The following is a 17,480-nucleotide window of genomic DNA, read 5'->3' as shown; positions in this document are numbered from 1 at the left end:
GTGAGCTCAAGCTAGAACAAGGCATGTATCCATCGTCTGTGACCCAGGAAATCGCTCAGACCGCCGCCCGCATGGTGGTGGAGGAGGGGTTGGAGTGGGGCCCGGCCAAGCGCCGCGCCGTCAAACAATTGGGCTTGCCCGCCCGCACATCGCTGCCGGACAACGAGGCTGTGGAAGCGGCGGTGCGGGAGTACATCGAAATTTTTTGTGCCGAAACCCAGCCGCAGGAGCTGCGCGCCTTGCGGGAGTTGGCCTTGACGTGGATGGAGCGTTTGCAGGAGTTTCGCCCTCACCTGTCAGGCGCCGTGTGGCGCGGCACGGCCACCCGCATGTCAGATATTTATATAGGGCTGTTTTGTGATGATTCCAAATCGGCCGAAATCGCTCTGATCAACCACAACGTGCAATACGACGTGACGGAGGTGGTCGGATTTAACGGGGAAGTGGTGGATGCCTTGAGTATCAGCAGCTTGTGCCAACCTCTGGGTGAAACCATTGGCGTACACCTGATGGTGTACGACTATGACGATCTGCGTGGTGCTTTGAAGGCTGACGCGCAAGGCCGTACCCAGCGAGGTGATACCCAAGCCTTGCGCCAGCTGTTGCAGATGGAGGATGCGCAATGACCGACTCCATCATGTCTGCAGAGCGCCGCCGCTGGCTGGCGGGTGGGGTGGCGTTGGCTGCTGCAGCCGCAGGTGCTTGGGTGGCTTGGGAGCAAACCCGGGACATGTCTACCAATGATGAGGCGCTGCAAGCGTTTTGGGATTTGCAACTGATGCAGCCCGATGGCGGGCAGATGGCGCTGTCGTCACTGCGCGGCAAGCCTGTGCTGGTGAATTTTTGGGCCACGTGGTGCCCGCCTTGCGTGCGGGAAATGCCGCTCATCAACCAGTTTGCCCAAAGCCAGGCCGCGCGTGGCACGCATGCAGTGCAAGTGCTGGGGATTGCCGTGGACCAAGCGGCCAACGTTAAGCGCTGGATTGCGCGCCAGCCCTTGGCATTTCCCGTGGTGCTGGCCGGTGCGGGAGGCGTCACCATGACGCGAACGCTGGGTAACATCAGCGGTGGCTTGCCGTTCACGATCTTGTTCGATGCCCAGGGACAAGTGCAACAGCGTAAAATCGGCGAACTTTCCGAGCAAGATCTTGCGCAATGGGCATCATTTGCCTAGCGCATGGAACGCTAAAGCCGGGGGCTGGATCAAAAAACCGCTTTAGTGATAGCGAAAAATATCTCACAAAGCGCGCAGAAGGGCGAATTTGGGGTAAATTCGCGCCCTTATTTAGTTTTAGCCGTTGGAGCTTCCATGGATCTGCGTAAACTCAAGACCCTTATCGACTTGGTGTCCGAATCGAATGTGTCGGAACTCGAAATCACCGAGGCTGAGGGCAAAGTCCGCATCGTCAAGAGCGGTGGTAATGTGGTGCAGCAGTTTGTTGCTGCCCCCATGCAAGCTGCTCCCGTGCAAGCCGCCGCTGCCCCTGCTGTTGCTGCAACCCCTGCAGAACAAGCAGCCGCATCTGCCGCCGCTGCTGCAGCTTCCGGTCACCAAGTGAAGTCGCCCATGGTGGGCAGCTTCTACCGCGCTGCCAGCCCTGGAGCCAAGCCTTTCGTTGAGGTGGGTGACACCGTGAAGGAAGGCGACACGCTGTGCATTATCGAAGCCATGAAGATCTTGAACGAGATCGAGGCTGACAAGTCGGGTACCGTCACCCGCATTCTGGCCGACAACGGCCAAGCCGTGGAATACGGCCAACCGCTGTTCGTGATCGAGTGATATCTGGTCAAGCCCCTGCGATAGCACAAGGGCTTTCAGATTGAACGATTCGCCTCGTCAGAGGCGGTGAACAACGAGGACTTCCATGTTTAAGAAAATTTTGGTTGCCAACCGGGGCGAAATTGCTCTGCGCATCCAGCGCGCTTGCCGCGAGATGGGCATCAAGGCCGTAATGGTCTACTCCGAGGCAGACCGTGACGCCAAGTACGTCAAACTGGCCGATGAGGCCGTGTGTATTGGCCCTGCAGCTTCGCCTTTGAGCTACCTGAACATGCCTGCCATCATCTCGGCAGCTGAGGTAACCGATGCAGAAGCCATCCACCCCGGCTACGGTTTCCTGTCGGAAAACGCAGATTTTGCCGAGCGTGTGGAGCAAAGTGGCTTCAAGTTCATTGGCCCGACCGCTGAGTCCATCCGCATCATGGGTGACAAGGTATCGGCCAAGCAAGCGATGATCAAGGCCGGTGTGCCTTGCGTGCCCGGCTCGGACGGCGAATTGCCCGACGATCCCGCACAAATCAAGCGCATCGCCAAGGCGATTGGCTACCCTGTGATCATCAAGGCCGCAGGCGGTGGCGGTGGTCGCGGCATGCGCGTGGTGCACACCGAAGCTGCGCTGGTCAATGCTGTACAGATGACCAAGGCAGAAGCTGGTGCGGCTTTCGGCAATCCTGCGGTGTACATGGAGAAGTTCCTCCAGAACCCCCGCCACGTCGAAATCCAGGTGATTGCTGATACGCACAAGAACGCCGTGTATCTGGGCGAGCGTGACTGCTCCATGCAGCGTCGCCACCAGAAGGTGATCGAAGAAGCACCTGCGCCCGGCATTCCTCGCCGTTTGGTGGAGAAGGTGGGCGAGCGTTGCGTGGCTGCTTGCAAGAAGATCAACTACCGCGGTGCGGGCACGTTCGAGTTTTTGTACGAAAACGGCGAGTTCTATTTCATTGAAATGAACACCCGTGTGCAGGTGGAGCACCCTGTGACCGAAATGATCACCGGTGTCGATATCGTGCGCACCCAGATCATGGTTGCGGCGGGCGAGAAGCTGCCTTTCACCCAGCGTGAAATCAACAACCAGATGCGCGGTCACGCCATCGAGTGCCGTATCAACGCGGAAGATCCCTACAACTTCATGCCTTCGCCTGGCCGCGTGAATATGTGGCACATGCCTGGTGGCCCCGGCGTGCGCGTGGATTCCCACGTGTACAGCAATTACTTTGTGCCACCGAACTACGACTCTATGATCGGCAAGCTGATCGTGCACGGTGACACCCGTGAGCAGGCGCTGGCCCGCATGCGCACTGCGCTGTCGGAAGTGGTGATCGAAGGCATCAAGACCAATGTGCCTTTGCACCAAGACTTGATGGTGGATGCTGCTTTTGCTGAAGGCGGCACCAATATTCACTATCTGGAACACTGGCTGGAACAGCGCAAAAAGCGCTAATCACCAGACGTTGTTGACCAGCTATGCTGGCCCTTGGAAACGGGGGCCAGCATTTCGTTTTTAAAAGCTTGAAGGAACTGCCTCATGCATGAGCTCAGCCTAATGTGCCCGGAAGAGCGGGTGGAAGATGTGAGCGATGCGCTCGATGCACTGGATGCCTTGAGCGTGTCGGTCGAGGACATGGATGCACAAACCGAGTCCGAGCAGCCGTTGTTCGGCGAGCCTGGCATGCCTGTCCCCAAAGAAGGCTGGAACCGCAGCCGCATCGTGGCGCTATTTCCTAACGAAGAAGCTGCCAGCCAAGCCCAAGCCTTGCTGCAATTGCAGGACTTTTTCGAAGGCTGTCAGGTGCTGGGTGTTCAAGAGATAGAGCCCCAAGACTGGGTGCGTTTGACCCAGTCGCAGTTTCAGCCGGTGGACATCACCCCCGAATTCTGGATCGTGCCCACCTGGCATGAGCTGCCTGAAGGCGCCAAGATCAGCATTCGTTTGGACCCTGGCCTGGCCTTTGGTACGGGTACCCACCCCACGACCCGCATGTGCTTGCGCTGGATTGCGCGCCAGCCCCAAGGTTCGCTGGGACGCACGCTGGACTATGGCTGTGGCTCGGGCATTTTGGCGATTGGGGCTGCCAAGTTCGGCGCCGTCGATATTGATGCGGTGGACATCGACCCAGATGCGGTGACATCGTGTGAGCTCAATGCGCAGGCCAATGAAGTGACGCTCAAGGCCGGTTTGCCAGATAAGGCGGTGGGCGAGTACCAGACCGTGCTGGCCAATATTTTGGCAACGCCACTGAAAATGCTGGCACCGCTCCTGGTAAGCCATGTGCAAGCCGGTGGCCATCTGGTGCTGGCAGGCATTTTGGAGCGCCAGGCCGATGAGCTCAAAGAAGCCTATGCCCCCTACATCAAGCTGGATGTAGCCGACAGCGAAGACGGCTGGATTTTGATGACGGCCCACAAGGCCTAACACTGCAGGTCGCGGGCAGCCCAGCGTGTGTCGAAACTGTCGATGCACGCACTGGCTGCTTGCAGCTCCTCCTACAATCGACGCTCGATGAGCCTCATTACCTGCTGTCCTTCTTGCGGCACCAAATTTCGTGTGGTGGCCGATCAATTGCGCATCTCCGAAGGGTGGGTGCGCTGCGGGCGTTGCCAAGAAGTATTTGATGCCACGCAGGCGCTGGAGGAAATGCCGCTCACCACGGCAGCACCCGTGTCTGCGTCTACGGCGCAGCCTGCATTGCAGGAGCAGGCGGTGACACAGCCCCCGATCGTGCGTGGTGGGGATGAACCTGTGGTGGAGGCACCGCAGCCGCCCATCACCCACCCACTGGTCAATACTTTGCCAGAGCCAGAGCCAGAGCCAGAGCCAGAGCCAGAGCCAGAGCCAGAGCCAGAGCCAGAGCCAGAGCCAGAGCCAGAGCCAGAGCCAGAGCCAGAGCCAGAGCCAGAGCCAGAGCCAGAGCCAGAGCCCTTGGTGGGTGGGTATGAATTACCAGCCCCCCCGGACGTGGACCAGGATGAAGCTTGGCTTGATGCGCCAGTGGCACCCGATGTGCCGGGGCAAGAGTTCGCCTCGATTGCGCGGCGCATGCAAAGTGCCACAGAAGCCAAAGAGCCCGCTTGGGATGAGGTGCTTTGGACACCGCAAGCTGTTGAAGCCCCTGCGTTGCAGGATCTCCCCGAGGCTGCCCCTGCAGCCACTGCAGGTGTGGATGCTGAATTTGCCCAACCAGATACGTTGTCTGGGGAGATTGCACCCGTAGCGTTGGAGGAGGGGCAGCCTGCAACCGAAGGGGAGCCGTTTGGGGCGGATGTGCATGCCGAGCAGCCCGCTATGCAGGAGCCCCTGGCAATCTCTATGGCTGCACCAGCCCCAGCGCTTGTGCAGCCAGGGGAGGTGACGCCGCTGCAGCCTGACGCCCCCCTGTCTGCAGACTTTGCGCCGGTTGGCAGCGACGGTGACGGAGACAGGGGCGTGGGGGAGCACGAGCAGATCCCTGAATTTGTCAAGCAAGCGCAGCGCAAAGCATGGTGGAGCCAACCTGCTGTGCGCTTTGCGATGGGCATGCTGGTGATTTTTCTGCCCATTACGCTGCTACTGCAAGTGGCCATCCATGAGCGCAACACCCTGGCTGCATGGAAGCCGGAATGGCGCCCCGTGTTAGAGACCTTGTGTGTGGCCCTGCGCTGTGAGTTGGCGCCGCGCAAACACATTGCTTCGGTGGTGCTTACGGGCTCTTCTTTTGCCCATGAAGCGCGTCCTAACCACTATCGCCTGGATATCAGCATCCAGAACCAGTCTTCTCTGGCAGTTGCCACTCCTGCGGTGGAACTAACGCTGACGGATGCGCAAGACCAGGTGCTGGTGCGCAAGGTGCTGGACTTGTCTGAAATTGGCGCACCTGCAGAGCTGGCTGCGCGCAGTGAGTGGAACGGCACGCTGCCCGTGATGACACAAGGCCTGAACTTGCCGGTATCGGGATACCGGGTGATGGCCTTTTACCCCTGATTTTTCTGAAGAACGGAAGTTTGACTATGGCAGCCCTGATCTGCGGCTCTTTGGCTTTTGACACCATCATGAGCTTTGAAGGCAAGTTTGCGAACCAAATCTTGCCTGAGCAACTGCACATTCTGAATGTGTCGTTTTTGGTGCCATCGCTGCGCCGTGACTTTGGTGGCTGTGCGGGCAATATCGCCTACAGCTTGAAGCTGCTGGGCGGCAACCCTTTGCCCATGGCAACGGTGGGTGAAGATGGCGCCAGCTATATCGGTCGCATGAAGGCGCAGGGTATTGACACCCGCTTTGTGAAGCAGCTCGATGACAGCTACACGGCACAAGCCATGATCATGACCGATAGTGACAACAACCAGATCACCGCCTTTCACCCTGGCGCAATGACCGAAGCCCATGTGAACATGATCGATGGCAGCGAAGGAGCGTCCGTGGGCATCGTCTCCCCCGATGGCCGTGACGCCATGCTGCAGCACAGTGCCCAGTTCAAGGCCGCAGGCATTCCGTTTGTGTTCGATCCCGGCCAAGGGTTGCCCATGTTCAATGGCCAAGAGCTGCTGGCATTTGTGGAGCAGGCCACCTGGATTGCCGTGAATGACTACGAAGCCAAAATGCTGTGTGACCGCACTGGTTTGGATTTGGCTGCGCTGTCGATGAAGGTGCAAGGCTTGGTCGTCACCTTGGGTGAGCAAGGCTGCCAGGTGTGGGAGCAGGGCCAAATGACCTTGGTGGCCCCCGTGAAGGCCCAGGAAGTGGTGGACCCCACCGGTTGCGGCGATGCCTGGCGTGGCGCGCTGCTGTACGGTCTGGAAAAGGGCTGGCCGCTGGCCAAGTGCGCGGCACTGGGTAACCGCGTGGGCGCACTGAAGGTGGCCGCCAAGGGGCCGCAAAACTATGTCCTGGATTTTGATCCGGCGACGTTTGAGGTCTGACCCTGGTTGGGTGGTGGAGCGCGTTACGCGCTCCGCGCCTTTCGCTGTAGCGGCAGCCGTGCAGCAGGGTGAGGCGGTCAGAAATCAAAAAAAGCAGCTCTGTAGCTGCTTTTTTTATAGCTATTAGTGTTCGTTACTGGCGGGCTGAACGCACATTCACCGGTAAAGCCATGGGCGCGCTGGTGCGCAGCGGGTTGATGTCCAGTCCACCACGGCGGGTGTAGCGGGCATACACGCTGAGCTTTAGCGGGCGGCACTGGCGCGTGATGTCCATGAAGATGCGCTCCACGCATTGCTCATGAAATTCGTTGTGGTTGCGAAAGCTCACGATGTAGCGCAGCAGGCTTTCCTGGTCGATGGCCGCGCCGGTGTAGCTGATCTGCACGCTGCCCCAGTCGGGCTGGCCCGTCACCAGGCAGTTGCTTTTGAGCAGGTGGCTGACCAGGGTTTCCGTGACTGGCGGGTTGTCGTGTTCGGCCTTGAGCAAATCAGGGCGCGGGGTGTAGTCCGAGCAGTCAATGTCCAGGCGGTCCAGGTTCAGCCCTTGCAGCTCTTGCACTTTTTGCTGCGCAAACGCTTCTTGGGTGATGATGCGCACGCCCGCAGTGGACTGGCGCACGGCGGCGCCGCGCCACAGCGCTTCGTTGACGTCTTCGCGCAGGCGCTCTTGCACGGTTTCTGGGCTGTCAAAACGGCTGTTGTTGAAGCTGTTGAGGTACAGCTTGAACGATTTGCTCTCAATAATGTTGGGTGTTTCACAGGGGATGGTGAAGTGCACCAGGGCCACCTGGGGTTTGCCGCGTTGGTTCAGCCAGGACAACTCAAACGCGGTCCACAAATCAGCGCCAAAAAATGGCAATTGCGCGGTGATGCCAATTTCATCGCGCTTGGTTTGGCGGGGGATGGGAAACAGCAGACTGGGGGCGTACTGGTCTGCGTAAGCCGAGGTTTTGCCCAGCTGCGATTGTTCGGGTGTATTCATGCTTGGTGCTAGATATTCATAGCTGTCAGCGCTTGCTGCATAAGCGCTAGAGCCATATTTGATGGATAAAGTTTGCCGGGTCAGCGAAATTCCCGTGCACGCAGCCATTTGGTGGCAATCCATTTTTCCCCGGCGACCACCGGGTCTCCGGCGTGCAAAGTCAGCGTGCTGACATCGGGGTGTGGATAGCCAAAAAACACCGCGTGCCCTTTGCGGGGGTGAATGCGTAGCTGTGTTTCGGGAAAGAAGGTGCAGCCGCCAGCGGGCACATCGTTCAAATAAATCACCAATGTGCCCACGCGTTGACCGCCGCGGCGCAAGAGCGCGTCAGTGCCGCCTTCGTGGGGATTGAAGTAATCGTGGTGTGGCTTGTATTGTGCGCCGGGGTGGTAGTTCAGCACTTGCAGCCCCTCGCCATTCTCCACAGGCCAGCGCAGCAATTGCGCAATGCGTGCTTCCAGGCGCTCGACGACCGGGGTTTGTCCGCGCGTGTAAAACATGCCGTGGCTGGTGCGGTCGGGGTTGATGGCTTCGGCGCTGCTGTTGGTGGCTACCGTTTTGGAGCGTGCCAAGGCAGGCCGGGCATCTGCAATCAGCTGGTCGCACTCGGCATCAGACAGCAGATTGGCAAACAGCGCCATGCGCGGCGTTTGCAAAGACAGCAGCACTGACACGCGACGGTCTCCCACATCTATCTCATTGGGGGAGTGCTGCAAATCCGGCCCGGGCTGGGCGCTGTGGTCAACGGATGCGGGCACCGGCTGCGTACAGGCAAGGATGGCCGCCTGTGCGATGTGCGGTGCCCAACCGGCTTTGACGAGGCTGTGCTGCAAAGTGCTGGGCGCATGGCCCGCCGCGAGCTGGGCTTGCAGCCAGTGCATCAGGGCAGGGGTGCTGCCGGGGATGCGGGCAGACAATTGTTCCGAGGAATGTGGCAAAACAACCTCCTAGAGCAATAGTGACAAGCGCAAGTAGCTATCTTTTATGCAGTGTTGCGGCGGAACACCAAGCGGTCTCGGCCCGATGCCTCGGGCGCGTAAGCGTAGCCATGCACATCAAAGGACATCAGTTGCTCGGGCTGGGTCAGGCGGTGGGTGATAGCGTAACGCGCCATCAAGCCGCGTGCATGCTTGGCGTGAAAACTGATGACTTTGTACTGACCACCCTTGTAATCTTCAAAGACACACTCCACCACCCGGGCCTTGAGGTGTTTCAGATCGACCGACTTGAAGTATTCCCGGGAGGCCAGGTTGATGACCACAGGCTGCGTATCTTTTGCCTGGCGCTCATTGATGAGCTGGGCAATGCGGCTGCCCCAGAACTGGTAGAGGTTGCTGCCGTGGGGATTGGCCAAGCGCGTGCCCATTTCCAGGCGGTAGGGCTGCATCCAGTCCAGGGGGCGCAGCGCGCCGTACAGGCCACTGAGCATGAGCAGATGCTCTTGCGCCCAGGCAATCTCATCGGGCTGCAGGGAATACGCATCCAAGCCTTCATAGACATCGCCATTGAAGGCAAACAGCGCCTGGCGGGCATTGTCGGCGGTGAATGTGGGCTGCCAAGCGGCATAACGGGCGGTATTGAGCTGTGCCAGCTTGTCGCTGATCGACATGAGCGCCGCCACTTCCTGGGGCGGCAGCTGGCGCAACACTTCAATCAGCTGCGCCGATTGAGCAATGAAAGGCGGCAGCGTGTGCCCCAGGCCTGCGGGCAGGGGGCGTTCGTATTCCAGTGATTTGGCGGGAGAGAGCAGAAACAGCATGGGCTCGGACCGTCCGAAAGAAAAAACAGGGCTGAAGATGCAACCGGGGGCTCAAGGCCCCCGGTTGTGTGTCACGCGTTATGCGTTATGCGTTATGCGTGGTTGGCGCTTTCCTCAAAAGGCAGCACCATGGCGCTCAGGTCTTTGCGGGTTTCCACCAGCACCAGCGGGCCTTCGTCCAAGACCACCACAGGAGGGCGTTCACGGGGAATGCGCACGGGCTTGGGTTCCGCGGCAATCGCGGCTTGCACGGCGGCAACCTTGTCGGCATCGGAGTTCACCCACTCCAGACCTGCATCACGGGCCAGTTGCTGCAAGCTGGCAAGCGGCAGGGTGTAGGCCTGAATGTGGGGCATGGTGGATGCGACTTCTGCTTGCGCAACAGGCGCTGCAACCTGTACCACTTCAACTTCCGCTGCTGCAGCCACGGGCGCCACCACAGGTGCGGTCATTTCGACAGCAGGTGCTGCTTCAGGGGCTTGCACTGGCGTTGTCACGGCCACTGCCTCTGCAACTGGCGTTGCTTGGCTGAAGTAGCTGCGACGGGGCGCTTCTTGCTCAGCCTCAGGTGCCATGGCGTCCACCATGTTGGCGATGGTATCCATCGCAGGGGCAGCGCGATTGGCATCACCCCAAGGTGCTTCTGGTGCCCCTTCGGTGGCTTCGGTTGCGGGAGCGTCGTCGCGGTTGCGTTCGCGACCGTTGCGGCGGTCACGACCATAGCGGTCGCGTGAGCGGCGGCCGTTGCGGGGCGCGTCTTCGCCATTGACGGCGGGGGCGGCGCCTTCTGCGGCCTGGATTTCATGGACCGCTGTAGCCACGGATTCGGCCATGGGATCGACCCCAGCCGATCCTTGGGCTTCCGCGTTGCGAGGCTGGCGTTCACGGCGCTGCTCACCACGATCACCACGCTCACCGCGTTCGCGGCGGGGCTGGCGTTCTGCACGTTCGCTGCGCTCTGTATCAGGCGTCAGCGCAACTTGCTCGGCGCCTGCAACTGGTGCGTTCGTCGCTTGCAGCGTGCGTTGCTCCACTGCCTCGGTATTGCGGGGCTGGCGCTCGCGGGGATTGCGAGCTTCACGGCCTTCGCGCTGTGGGCGGTTGCTGTCGCTATTGCGCTCTACGCGTTCGTTGCGTTCACCACGACGGCCACGGTTTTCGCTGCCTTCGCGGTTGTGGCGTTCACCATTGGCATCGCGTTCTTCATTGCGCTCGCCCGTGCGGCCGTTGCGGCCACGGCCATTGCGCTCGCCGTTGCGGCCATTGCGCGCACCACGCTCACCGTTGCGGCCATTGCGCTCGCCTTCGGGCTGAACGGGAGCTACTGCAGGCTCTGCAGCAGGCTTGGCGCCAAAGCCAAACAGGCTCTTGAGCCAGGCGAAGAAGCCTTGTTCCTTGACTTCGGTACGTGGCGCAGCAGCTGGCGCTGGTGCCTGTGCGCCGGGACGACCCTTGACGGGGCGCTGTGCGGGTTGTGGGCGGGCTTCTGGCGCAGGCGGGGTATCAGGCAGCACACCCTTGATGACCGGCGTTTGCTTGTTGGTGGGCTCTTGCGAGCGGCGCGTGACCTTGGTCACATCTTCCACTTCGTCCGCCAGCTTGTAGCTGGCATCCATGTTTTCCAAGCGTGGGTCGTCGTGCTTCAAGCGCTCCAGCTTGTAGTGCGGTGTTTCCAGCGATTTGTTGGGCACCATCAGCACCGACACGCGCTGCTTGAGTTCGATCTTGGCGATCTCGGTACGCTTTTCGTTGAGCAGGAAAGAGGCCACTTCCACAGGCACTTGGCAGTGCACGGCGGAGGTGTTGTCCTTCATGGACTCTTCTTGAATGATGCGCAAAATCTGCAGGGCCGACGACTCGGTGTCGCGGATGTGGCCCGAGCCACCGCAGCGTGGGCAGTTGATGTGCGCACCTTCACTCAGCGCAGGCTTGAGGCGCTGGCGGCTCATTTCCATCAGACCAAACTTGCTGATGGTGCCGAATTGCACGCGGGCACGGTCTTGGCGCAGCGCATCGCGCAGGCGGTTTTCCACTTCCTTGCGGTTGCGGGATTCTTCCATGTCGATGAAGTCGATCACGATCAGGCCGCCCAGGTCGCGCAGGCGCATCTGGCGGGCCACTTCGTCGGCAGCTTCCAGGTTGGTGCGGGTGGCGGTCTCTTCGATGTCTCCGCCCTTGATTGCGCGGGCCGAGTTCACGTCCACCGACACTAGAGCTTCGGTGTGGTCGATGACGATCGCGCCACCCGAAGGCAATTGCACGGTGCGTGCGTAGGCGGATTCGATCTGGTGCTCAATTTGGAAGCGGCTAAACAGCGGCGCATCGTCGCGGTAGCGCTTCACACGTGCAGCATGCTCAGGCATGACGTGGGCCATGAACTGCTGGGCTTGTTCGTAAATGTCATCGGTGTCGATCAAGATGTCGCCGATGTCATTGTTGAAATAGTCGCGGATGGCGCGAATCACCAAGCTGGACTCTTGGTAAATCAAGAAGGCACCCTTGCCAGACTTTGCAGCGCCGTCAATCGCGGTCCACAGTTGCAGCAGGTAGTTCAAGTCCCACTGCAGCTCCGGCGCGGTGCGGCCAATGCCTGCCGTGCGGGCGATGATGGACATACCCTTGGGGTACTCCAGCTGGTCCATCGCTTCTTTCAGCTCTGCACGCTCTTCACCCTCAATGCGGCGCGAGACGCCACCGCCACGGGGGTTGTTGGGCATCAGCACCACATAGCGGCCGGCCAGCGAAATGAAGGTGGTCAGGGCCGCACCCTTGTTGCCACGTTCTTCTTTTTCAACCTGGACGATCAGCTCCTGGCCTTCTTTGATCACATCGTTGATGCGGGCCTGGCTGGGGGAGATGCCTTCGGCAAAGTACTGCTTGGAGATTTCTTTGAAAGGCAGGAAGCCGTGGCGGTCTTCGCCGTAGTCCACAAAGCAAGCTTCCAGCGAGGGCTCGACACGGGTGACGACCGCTTTGTAGATGTTGCCCTTGCGTTGTTCGCGACCTTCGATTTCGATTTCGTAGTCCAGCAGCTTTTGCCCGTCGACGATGGCCAGGCGGCGTTCTTCGGACTGTGTGGCGTTAATCAGCATCCGTTTCATGATGCGTATCCTTTTCGTTGTGCGGCGGCCGGCTGCAGCGACAACGCTGCCTAGCCGACACGCCTTTGACTCTGTATCAAAGACAGGCTCTAGGGGAGCCGTAGATGCCGGGCTGCCGCGTTGAAACGAAAAGAAGGGGAATCGACCTGGGCCTGATTGCGTGCCGTGCTGCTTAAGTCAGCAAAGGAGGCAAGGGCAGGAAGCAGGAAGCGAGCCACGCGAAAAGCTGGCCCAGCACCTTGCGGTTGTGGCCTGAGCTGGCGTAGAGAACAGGGTGGGCGTTGGGTACGCGCGCACGCAGCACGGGCTTGTGCCCCTGCGTCATACCTAGCAACCAAGAAAAAAATGCCCACATGCTCGCTGTTTATTCATATACGTGGATGGCCTGAAGCAACTGGCTTCAAACACCACCATCCACGTGAAGATTCCGTTCAGTGTTTCAATGCGTCAACCAGACAAATTCCGCCCCGCCAGCACCGACAATTGGGTGGCTTTTACGCGGGCACGGCATCTGTGGCATCGACCTGCCTGCGCCGGGGAAATGGCTGGGTGGACTAAAATCCAAACGAATCAACCACTTACACATAAATTCGCGCAGGTGAAACACATTATAGAGGGCAAACTGCCCCAAGAACGTACCCAGAACCCCGCATCAGTCGCTGTGCGGTTGATTGAGGTGGATGAAGATGGTGCAGGTCAGCGTCTGGACAACTTTCTCATGCGCCACCTCAAAGGGGTGCCCAAGACCCACGTCTACCGCATCATCCGAAGTGGCGAGGTGCGTATTAACAAAGGCCGCTGCCAAGCCGACTCGCGCGTGCAAATCGGCGATGTGGTGCGCGTGCCCCCTGTGCGTATTTCTGACAAGGTGCAGGAAAAAGCCGAGCGCCCAGCGCCGCCGCGCGAGTTTCCGATTCTTTTTGAAGACGATCACCTGATTGCGATTGACAAACCTGCCGGTGTGGCCGTGCATGGCGGCTCCGGCGTGAGTTTTGGGGTGATTGAGCAATTGCGCCAAGCGCGGCCGCAGGCCAAGTTTCTGGAACTGGTGCACCGCCTGGATCGGGAGACCTCGGGGATTTTGTTGGTTGCCAAAAAGCGTTCGGCGCTGACCAAGTTGCAAGACCAGTTTCGCGAACGTGAAACCGGCAAGACGTATTTGGCCTTGGTGAGTGGCGCCTGGCCCGCCAATAAAAAGGTGATTGATGCGCCTTTGCACAAATACCTGCTGCCCGATGGGGAGCGCCGAGTGCGTGTGACGACGCCGGATGACCCCGATGGCATGAAGTCGCTGACCTTGGTCAAGGTGCGCAGCCAGCATGCGCCGCGTCCCATGCAGGGCTTGCCTGCGATGAGCTTGCTCGAAGTCACCATCAAAACCGGGCGCACGCACCAGATTCGTGTGCATCTGTCTTCACAAGGCTACGGCATTGTGGGGGACGATAAGTATGGTGACTTTGCGCTCAATAAGCGCCTGCCCAAGCAGGGCCTGAATCGCATGTTTTTGCATGCATGGCGTTTGCAGTTCAACCACCCGGCCACCGAGGAGCGCATCGAAGTGCGCGCCGAGTTGCCGCAAGAGTTGGTTGAGTTTGTATGCGAAAAAGCCTGAAAACCTATAACTATCCTGCGATGACTGCTCGTAAATTTGATTTGATTGCCTTCGATTGGGATGGCACCTTGTTTGATTCCACTGTGGCGATTGCGCGCAGCATTCAGCTGGCGGTGGCCGATGTGGGCGGCACGGTGCCTTCGGATGAGCAGGCTTCGTACGTGATTGGCATGGCGCTGCAGCCTGCGCTGGCCCATGCCGCACCGGATGTGCCCAAGGAAAAGTACAACGACTTGGCCAACCGCTACCGCTATCACTACCTCAAGCAGCAAGCGCTGATTACCTTGTTTGAAGGGGTGTTGCCTTTGCTGGAGGGCTTGCGTGAGCGCGGCCACTTGCTGACGGTGGCTACGGGCAAAAGCCGCAGGGGCTTGAATGAGGCGCTGCAGCATGCCGATTTGCGCGGCATGTTTGATGGCTCGCGCACGGCCGATGAAACTGCGGGCAAACCGCATCCGCTGATGCTGCAGGAGTTGATGGCAGAGTTTGGGGTGGAGCCCGAACGCCTGCTCATGATTGGCGATACCACGCACGACCTGCAGATGGCGCGCAATGCGGGCTGCGCCAGCGTGGGTGTGGCTTATGGCGCCCATGCAGCCGCTGATTTGCAGAGCTGCTCGCCCCTGTATGTGGCGCGTGATGTGGCACAGCTGCAGCAGTGGCTGGGCACCAACGCTTGAGTGCTTTGTCACGGCAGGGCCTGAGCGCGCTGGCATACTGCCGTCTTGGCTTGATTTTGAGAGAGTAGAGCTTGTCCATGAACCCCCATTCCACGCCTGAGAACGAAGGCGCTGCCTCCTCTGAACCCCAGCCCGGGCAAGACCTGTGGGCACGCGGGGTTTCGGGGGCGCAAACGCACGCCAAACCCGCTGCCCCTGCCTGGGAGCGCGATGTGCTGGAGCGCTTGGTGTTTGCCACGGTGAGCGAGCAGCGATCGGCACGCCGCTGGCGCATTTTCTGGCGCTTTTTGTGGGTGATTCTGGTGGTGGGTGGCATCTGGTGGATGGGGCGCGACAGCGCGGCTACCTCTATGAGCGGCCCTCACACGGCGGTGGTAGACATCAAGGGTGCGATTGCCAGTGATGCCAATGCCAGCGCAGATTTTGTGATTGCGGCCATGCGCAGTGCGCTGGAAGACCCCGGTTCGCGCGCGCTGGTGCTGCTGATCAACTCGCCCGGCGGCAGCCCGGTGCAGGCGGGCATGATCAACGATGAAATCGTGCGCCTCAAAGCCATGCACAACAAGCCGATTTACGCGGTGGTGGAAGAAACCTGCGCCTCTGCGGCGTACTACATTGCAGCTGCCGCCGACGAAATCTTTGTGGACAAGGCCAGCATCGTGGGCAGCATTGGTGTGCTGATGGATGGTTTTGGCTTTACCGACGCCATGCACAAGCTGGGCGTGGAGCGCCGCCTGCTCACCGCTGGTGCCAACAAAGGCATGCTAGACCCTTTCAGCCCGCTGAGCGAGGCACAGCGCGAACATGCGCAAACCATGCTCAATCAAATTCACGCCCAATTTATCGAGGTGGTGCGCGCAGGGCGCGGAGACCGTTTGAAAGAGAACGAAGACACATTCAGCGGCTTGTTCTGGACGGGTCAGCAGGCGGTGGAACTGGGTTTGGCCGATCAATTTGGCACACTGGACAGCGTGGCGCGCGACATCGTCAAGGCCGAAGAGGTGATCGACTACACCCGCAGCGAAAACATCGCCGAGCGTTTTGCCAAGCGTTTTGGCGCTGCAGTGGGCAGCGGCGCGGTGGATGCGCTGCACGGCATGCTGCCAGCGATTCGCTAAAGTTTTGGCACGCGGCGGATGATTCAATAAAAAGAGCGCCTTGCGCTTGATCTGCTTGGTTTTTAGATAGAAAACTATCTGAAAAGCTTGTTGGATCAGCGCAAGGCGCTCTTTTTTGTTTGCTGAGTGCTGTGGTGTGCTGAGTGCAGTGATTATTGGCCCAGCGCAAACACCACCGGCGTGCGGTTGTCGGGCTCGGCCCCCAGTTTCTTCCAGTCTTTGGCGCTGCAGCTTTGGATGTGGGCGCTCTCCAGCGTCAAGCCGCTGGCCATCACCAGGCGGGTGTTGGGCTGCACCACAGCGAGCAGTGCCTGCCATAGCGCCGGGTTGCGGTAGGGCGTTTCAATAAACAGCTGGGCCTGGTTGTGGCGCAGGGCCAACTGCTCCAGCTCTTTGATGCGCTGCACGCGCTGGGCCGCGTCTTGCGGCAGATAGCCGACAAACGCAAAGTTCTGGCCGTTCAAGCCGCTGGCGGCCAGTGTCATGAGCAGCGACACAGGGCCTACCAAGGGCACCACCGCAATGCCTGCATCGTGCGCAGCCCGCACGATGGAGCTGCCAGGGTCGGCCACGGCAGGCATGCCGGCTTCGCTGACCAGGCCCATATCGTGTCCCGCCAGGGCCGGGGCCAGCAGGGCCTTGGCATCAAACACTGCGCCGTCTTTGCCGCCGTGGTCGCCTTTTTTGTGGGCTTCACGGGGCAACTCTTGCAGGTGTTGCTGCTGGATGGGGGTGGCCAGCGGAAAGTGCTCGCCCACGCGTTTCAAGTATGCGCGGGTGCTTTTGGCGTTCTCGCACACCCAGTGCTGCAAGCGGGCGGCGGTGCGCAGCGTCAACTCGGGCAGCACATCGGTGATGGGCGATTGCGTGGCGCAGCCAAAATCTAGCGGCGCTGGCACCAAATACAGCTTGCCTTTGGTTTGCAAGGTATCGCTCATGGCAGTTGAATCCCGGCAGCGCGCACCATGCGGCAGGTGCGAATCATGGGCAGGCCAATCAGGGCAGTAGGGTCGTCGCTGTGGATGGCGTCCAGCAAGCTGATGCCCAGGCCTTCGCTCTTGGCGCTGCCGGCGCAGTCGTAGGGCTGCTCGGCGCGCAGGTAGCGCTCGATGGCGTCATCGCTCAGGTCGCTGCGGAACACGGTCCGGATGACGGCCACATCGCTTTGCACAAAACCCGTGGCTTGGCACACCACCGCCACCGCGGTGTGGAACATGACGGTTTGGCCGCGCATGGCACGCAGCATCTCGACAGCGCGCTCGTGCGTACCGGGCTTGCCCATGGGTTGGTCATTCAAGTCAGAGACTTGGTCAGAGCCGATGACGATGGCTTCGGGGTGCAGTGCGGCTACGGCATGGGCTTTGGCCAGTGCCAGGCGCAGGGCCAAAGCGCCGGGGGCTTCGCCGGGCATGGGGGTTTCATCCACGTCGGGGGCAACGCAGGTGAAGGGAGTGTGCAGGCGCTCCACCAATTCACGGCGGTAGCGGGAGGTAGACCCCAAGATCAAGGGGCGCTGTGGGGTGTGGAGTTCAGACATGGGTGGATTCTCTTA

16 protein-coding genes are annotated in these 17,480 nt (G+C 60.1%); 10 read left to right on the top strand and 6 right to left on the bottom strand.

What is annotated here, in order from left to right; genetic code table 11:
• Positions 1-23 precede the first annotated feature (23 nt).
• The 7 genes from QEP12_RS03575 to QEP12_RS03545 all read left to right on the top strand — a co-directional run bounded on the left by QEP12_RS03575 (position 24) and on the right by QEP12_RS03545 (position 6,676).
• Positions 24-626, top strand: coding sequence for a hypothetical protein (locus QEP12_RS03575; protein ID WP_284213357.1), 603 nt, complete (start codon positions 24-26; stop codon positions 624-626).
• Positions 623-1,174, top strand: coding sequence for a TlpA family protein disulfide reductase (locus QEP12_RS03570; protein WP_246254392.1), 552 nt, complete (start codon positions 623-625; stop codon positions 1,172-1,174). The genes QEP12_RS03575 and QEP12_RS03570 overlap by 4 nt, the downstream gene beginning before the upstream one ends.
• Before the next feature lie 135 nt (positions 1,175-1,309).
• Entirely contained in the window at positions 1,310-1,780 is a 471-nt protein-coding gene (accB, locus tag QEP12_RS03565; RefSeq protein ID WP_174863630.1) for an acetyl-CoA carboxylase biotin carboxyl carrier protein, read from the top strand.
• Positions 1,781-1,865: 85 nt separating this feature from the next.
• Complete coding sequence (accC, locus tag QEP12_RS03560; RefSeq protein WP_219163925.1) at positions 1,866-3,224, top strand: acetyl-CoA carboxylase biotin carboxylase subunit; 1,359 nt, start codon at positions 1,866-1,868, stop codon at positions 3,222-3,224.
• A gap of 84 nt (positions 3,225-3,308) precedes the next feature.
• Positions 3,309-4,196 (top strand): 50S ribosomal protein L11 methyltransferase, encoded by an 888-nt coding sequence (gene prmA, locus QEP12_RS03555; RefSeq protein WP_284213356.1) that lies wholly within the window; start codon positions 3,309-3,311, stop codon positions 4,194-4,196.
• Positions 4,197-4,283: 87 nt separating this feature from the next.
• Positions 4,284-5,741, top strand: a complete 1,458-nt coding sequence (locus QEP12_RS03550) for a zinc-ribbon and DUF3426 domain-containing protein (RefSeq protein ID WP_284213355.1) — start codon at positions 4,284-4,286, stop codon at positions 5,739-5,741.
• Positions 5,742-5,767: 26 nt separating this feature from the next.
• Positions 5,768-6,676: a carbohydrate kinase family protein gene (locus QEP12_RS03545; RefSeq protein WP_284213354.1), complete on the top strand. Its 909-nt coding sequence runs from the start codon at positions 5,768-5,770 to the stop codon at positions 6,674-6,676.
• Between the two features lie 133 nt (positions 6,677-6,809).
• Here the strand turns inward: QEP12_RS03545 and queF are convergent, their stop codons facing one another.
• The 4 genes from queF to QEP12_RS03525 all read right to left on the bottom strand — a co-directional run bounded on the left by queF (position 6,810) and on the right by QEP12_RS03525 (position 12,518).
• Complete coding sequence (gene queF / locus QEP12_RS03540) at positions 6,810-7,658, bottom strand: NADPH-dependent 7-cyano-7-deazaguanine reductase QueF (protein WP_284213353.1); 849 nt, start codon at positions 7,656-7,658, stop codon at positions 6,810-6,812.
• Positions 7,659-7,738: 80 nt separating this feature from the next.
• The gene (locus tag QEP12_RS03535) at positions 7,739-8,596 is read right to left on the bottom strand and encodes a 2OG-Fe(II) oxygenase (RefSeq protein WP_431308058.1); all 858 of its coding nucleotides are present in this window, start codon (positions 8,594-8,596) and stop codon (positions 7,739-7,741) included.
• Positions 8,597-8,640: 44 nt separating this feature from the next.
• The gene (yaaA, locus tag QEP12_RS03530) at positions 8,641-9,417 is read right to left on the bottom strand and encodes a peroxide stress protein YaaA (RefSeq protein WP_284213352.1); all 777 of its coding nucleotides are present in this window, start codon (positions 9,415-9,417) and stop codon (positions 8,641-8,643) included.
• A 92-nt stretch (positions 9,418-9,509) separates the two neighbouring features.
• Entirely contained in the window at positions 9,510-12,518 is a 3,009-nt protein-coding gene (locus tag QEP12_RS03525) for an Rne/Rng family ribonuclease (protein WP_284213351.1), read from the bottom strand.
• Positions 12,519-13,116: 598 nt separating this feature from the next.
• Between QEP12_RS03525 and QEP12_RS03520 the strand changes: the two genes are divergently transcribed.
• The 3 genes from QEP12_RS03520 (at position 13,117) to QEP12_RS03510 (ending at position 15,928) form a co-directional block, all read left to right on the top strand.
• Complete coding sequence (locus QEP12_RS03520; protein WP_284213350.1) at positions 13,117-14,130, top strand: RluA family pseudouridine synthase; 1,014 nt, start codon at positions 13,117-13,119, stop codon at positions 14,128-14,130.
• Positions 14,131-14,150: 20 nt separating this feature from the next.
• A complete protein-coding gene (locus QEP12_RS03515; RefSeq protein WP_284213349.1) occupies positions 14,151-14,810 on the top strand; it encodes an HAD family hydrolase in 660 nt (219 codons plus the stop codon).
• Between the two features lie 77 nt (positions 14,811-14,887).
• Positions 14,888-15,928, top strand: a complete 1,041-nt coding sequence (locus tag QEP12_RS03510) for a S49 family peptidase (RefSeq protein ID WP_284213348.1) — start codon at positions 14,888-14,890, stop codon at positions 15,926-15,928.
• Between the two features lie 152 nt (positions 15,929-16,080).
• Here the strand turns inward: QEP12_RS03510 and QEP12_RS03505 are convergent, their stop codons facing one another.
• Complete coding sequence (locus tag QEP12_RS03505) at positions 16,081-16,866, bottom strand: SAM-dependent methyltransferase (RefSeq protein ID WP_174863026.1); 786 nt, start codon at positions 16,864-16,866, stop codon at positions 16,081-16,083.
• Positions 16,863-17,465, bottom strand: coding sequence for a Maf family nucleotide pyrophosphatase (locus tag QEP12_RS03500; RefSeq protein WP_284213347.1), 603 nt, complete (start codon positions 17,463-17,465; stop codon positions 16,863-16,865). The genes QEP12_RS03505 and QEP12_RS03500 overlap by 4 nt, the downstream gene beginning before the upstream one ends.
• Positions 17,466-17,480 lie beyond the last annotated feature (15 nt).

It is taken from the genome of Comamonas jiangduensis, assembly GCF_030162955.1.
Lineage (GTDB): Bacteria > Pseudomonadota > Gammaproteobacteria > Burkholderiales > Burkholderiaceae_C > Comamonas > Comamonas jiangduensis.
Note: the sequence above shows the minus strand (reverse complement) of the source record. Positions and strands in the feature narration are given on the sequence as shown.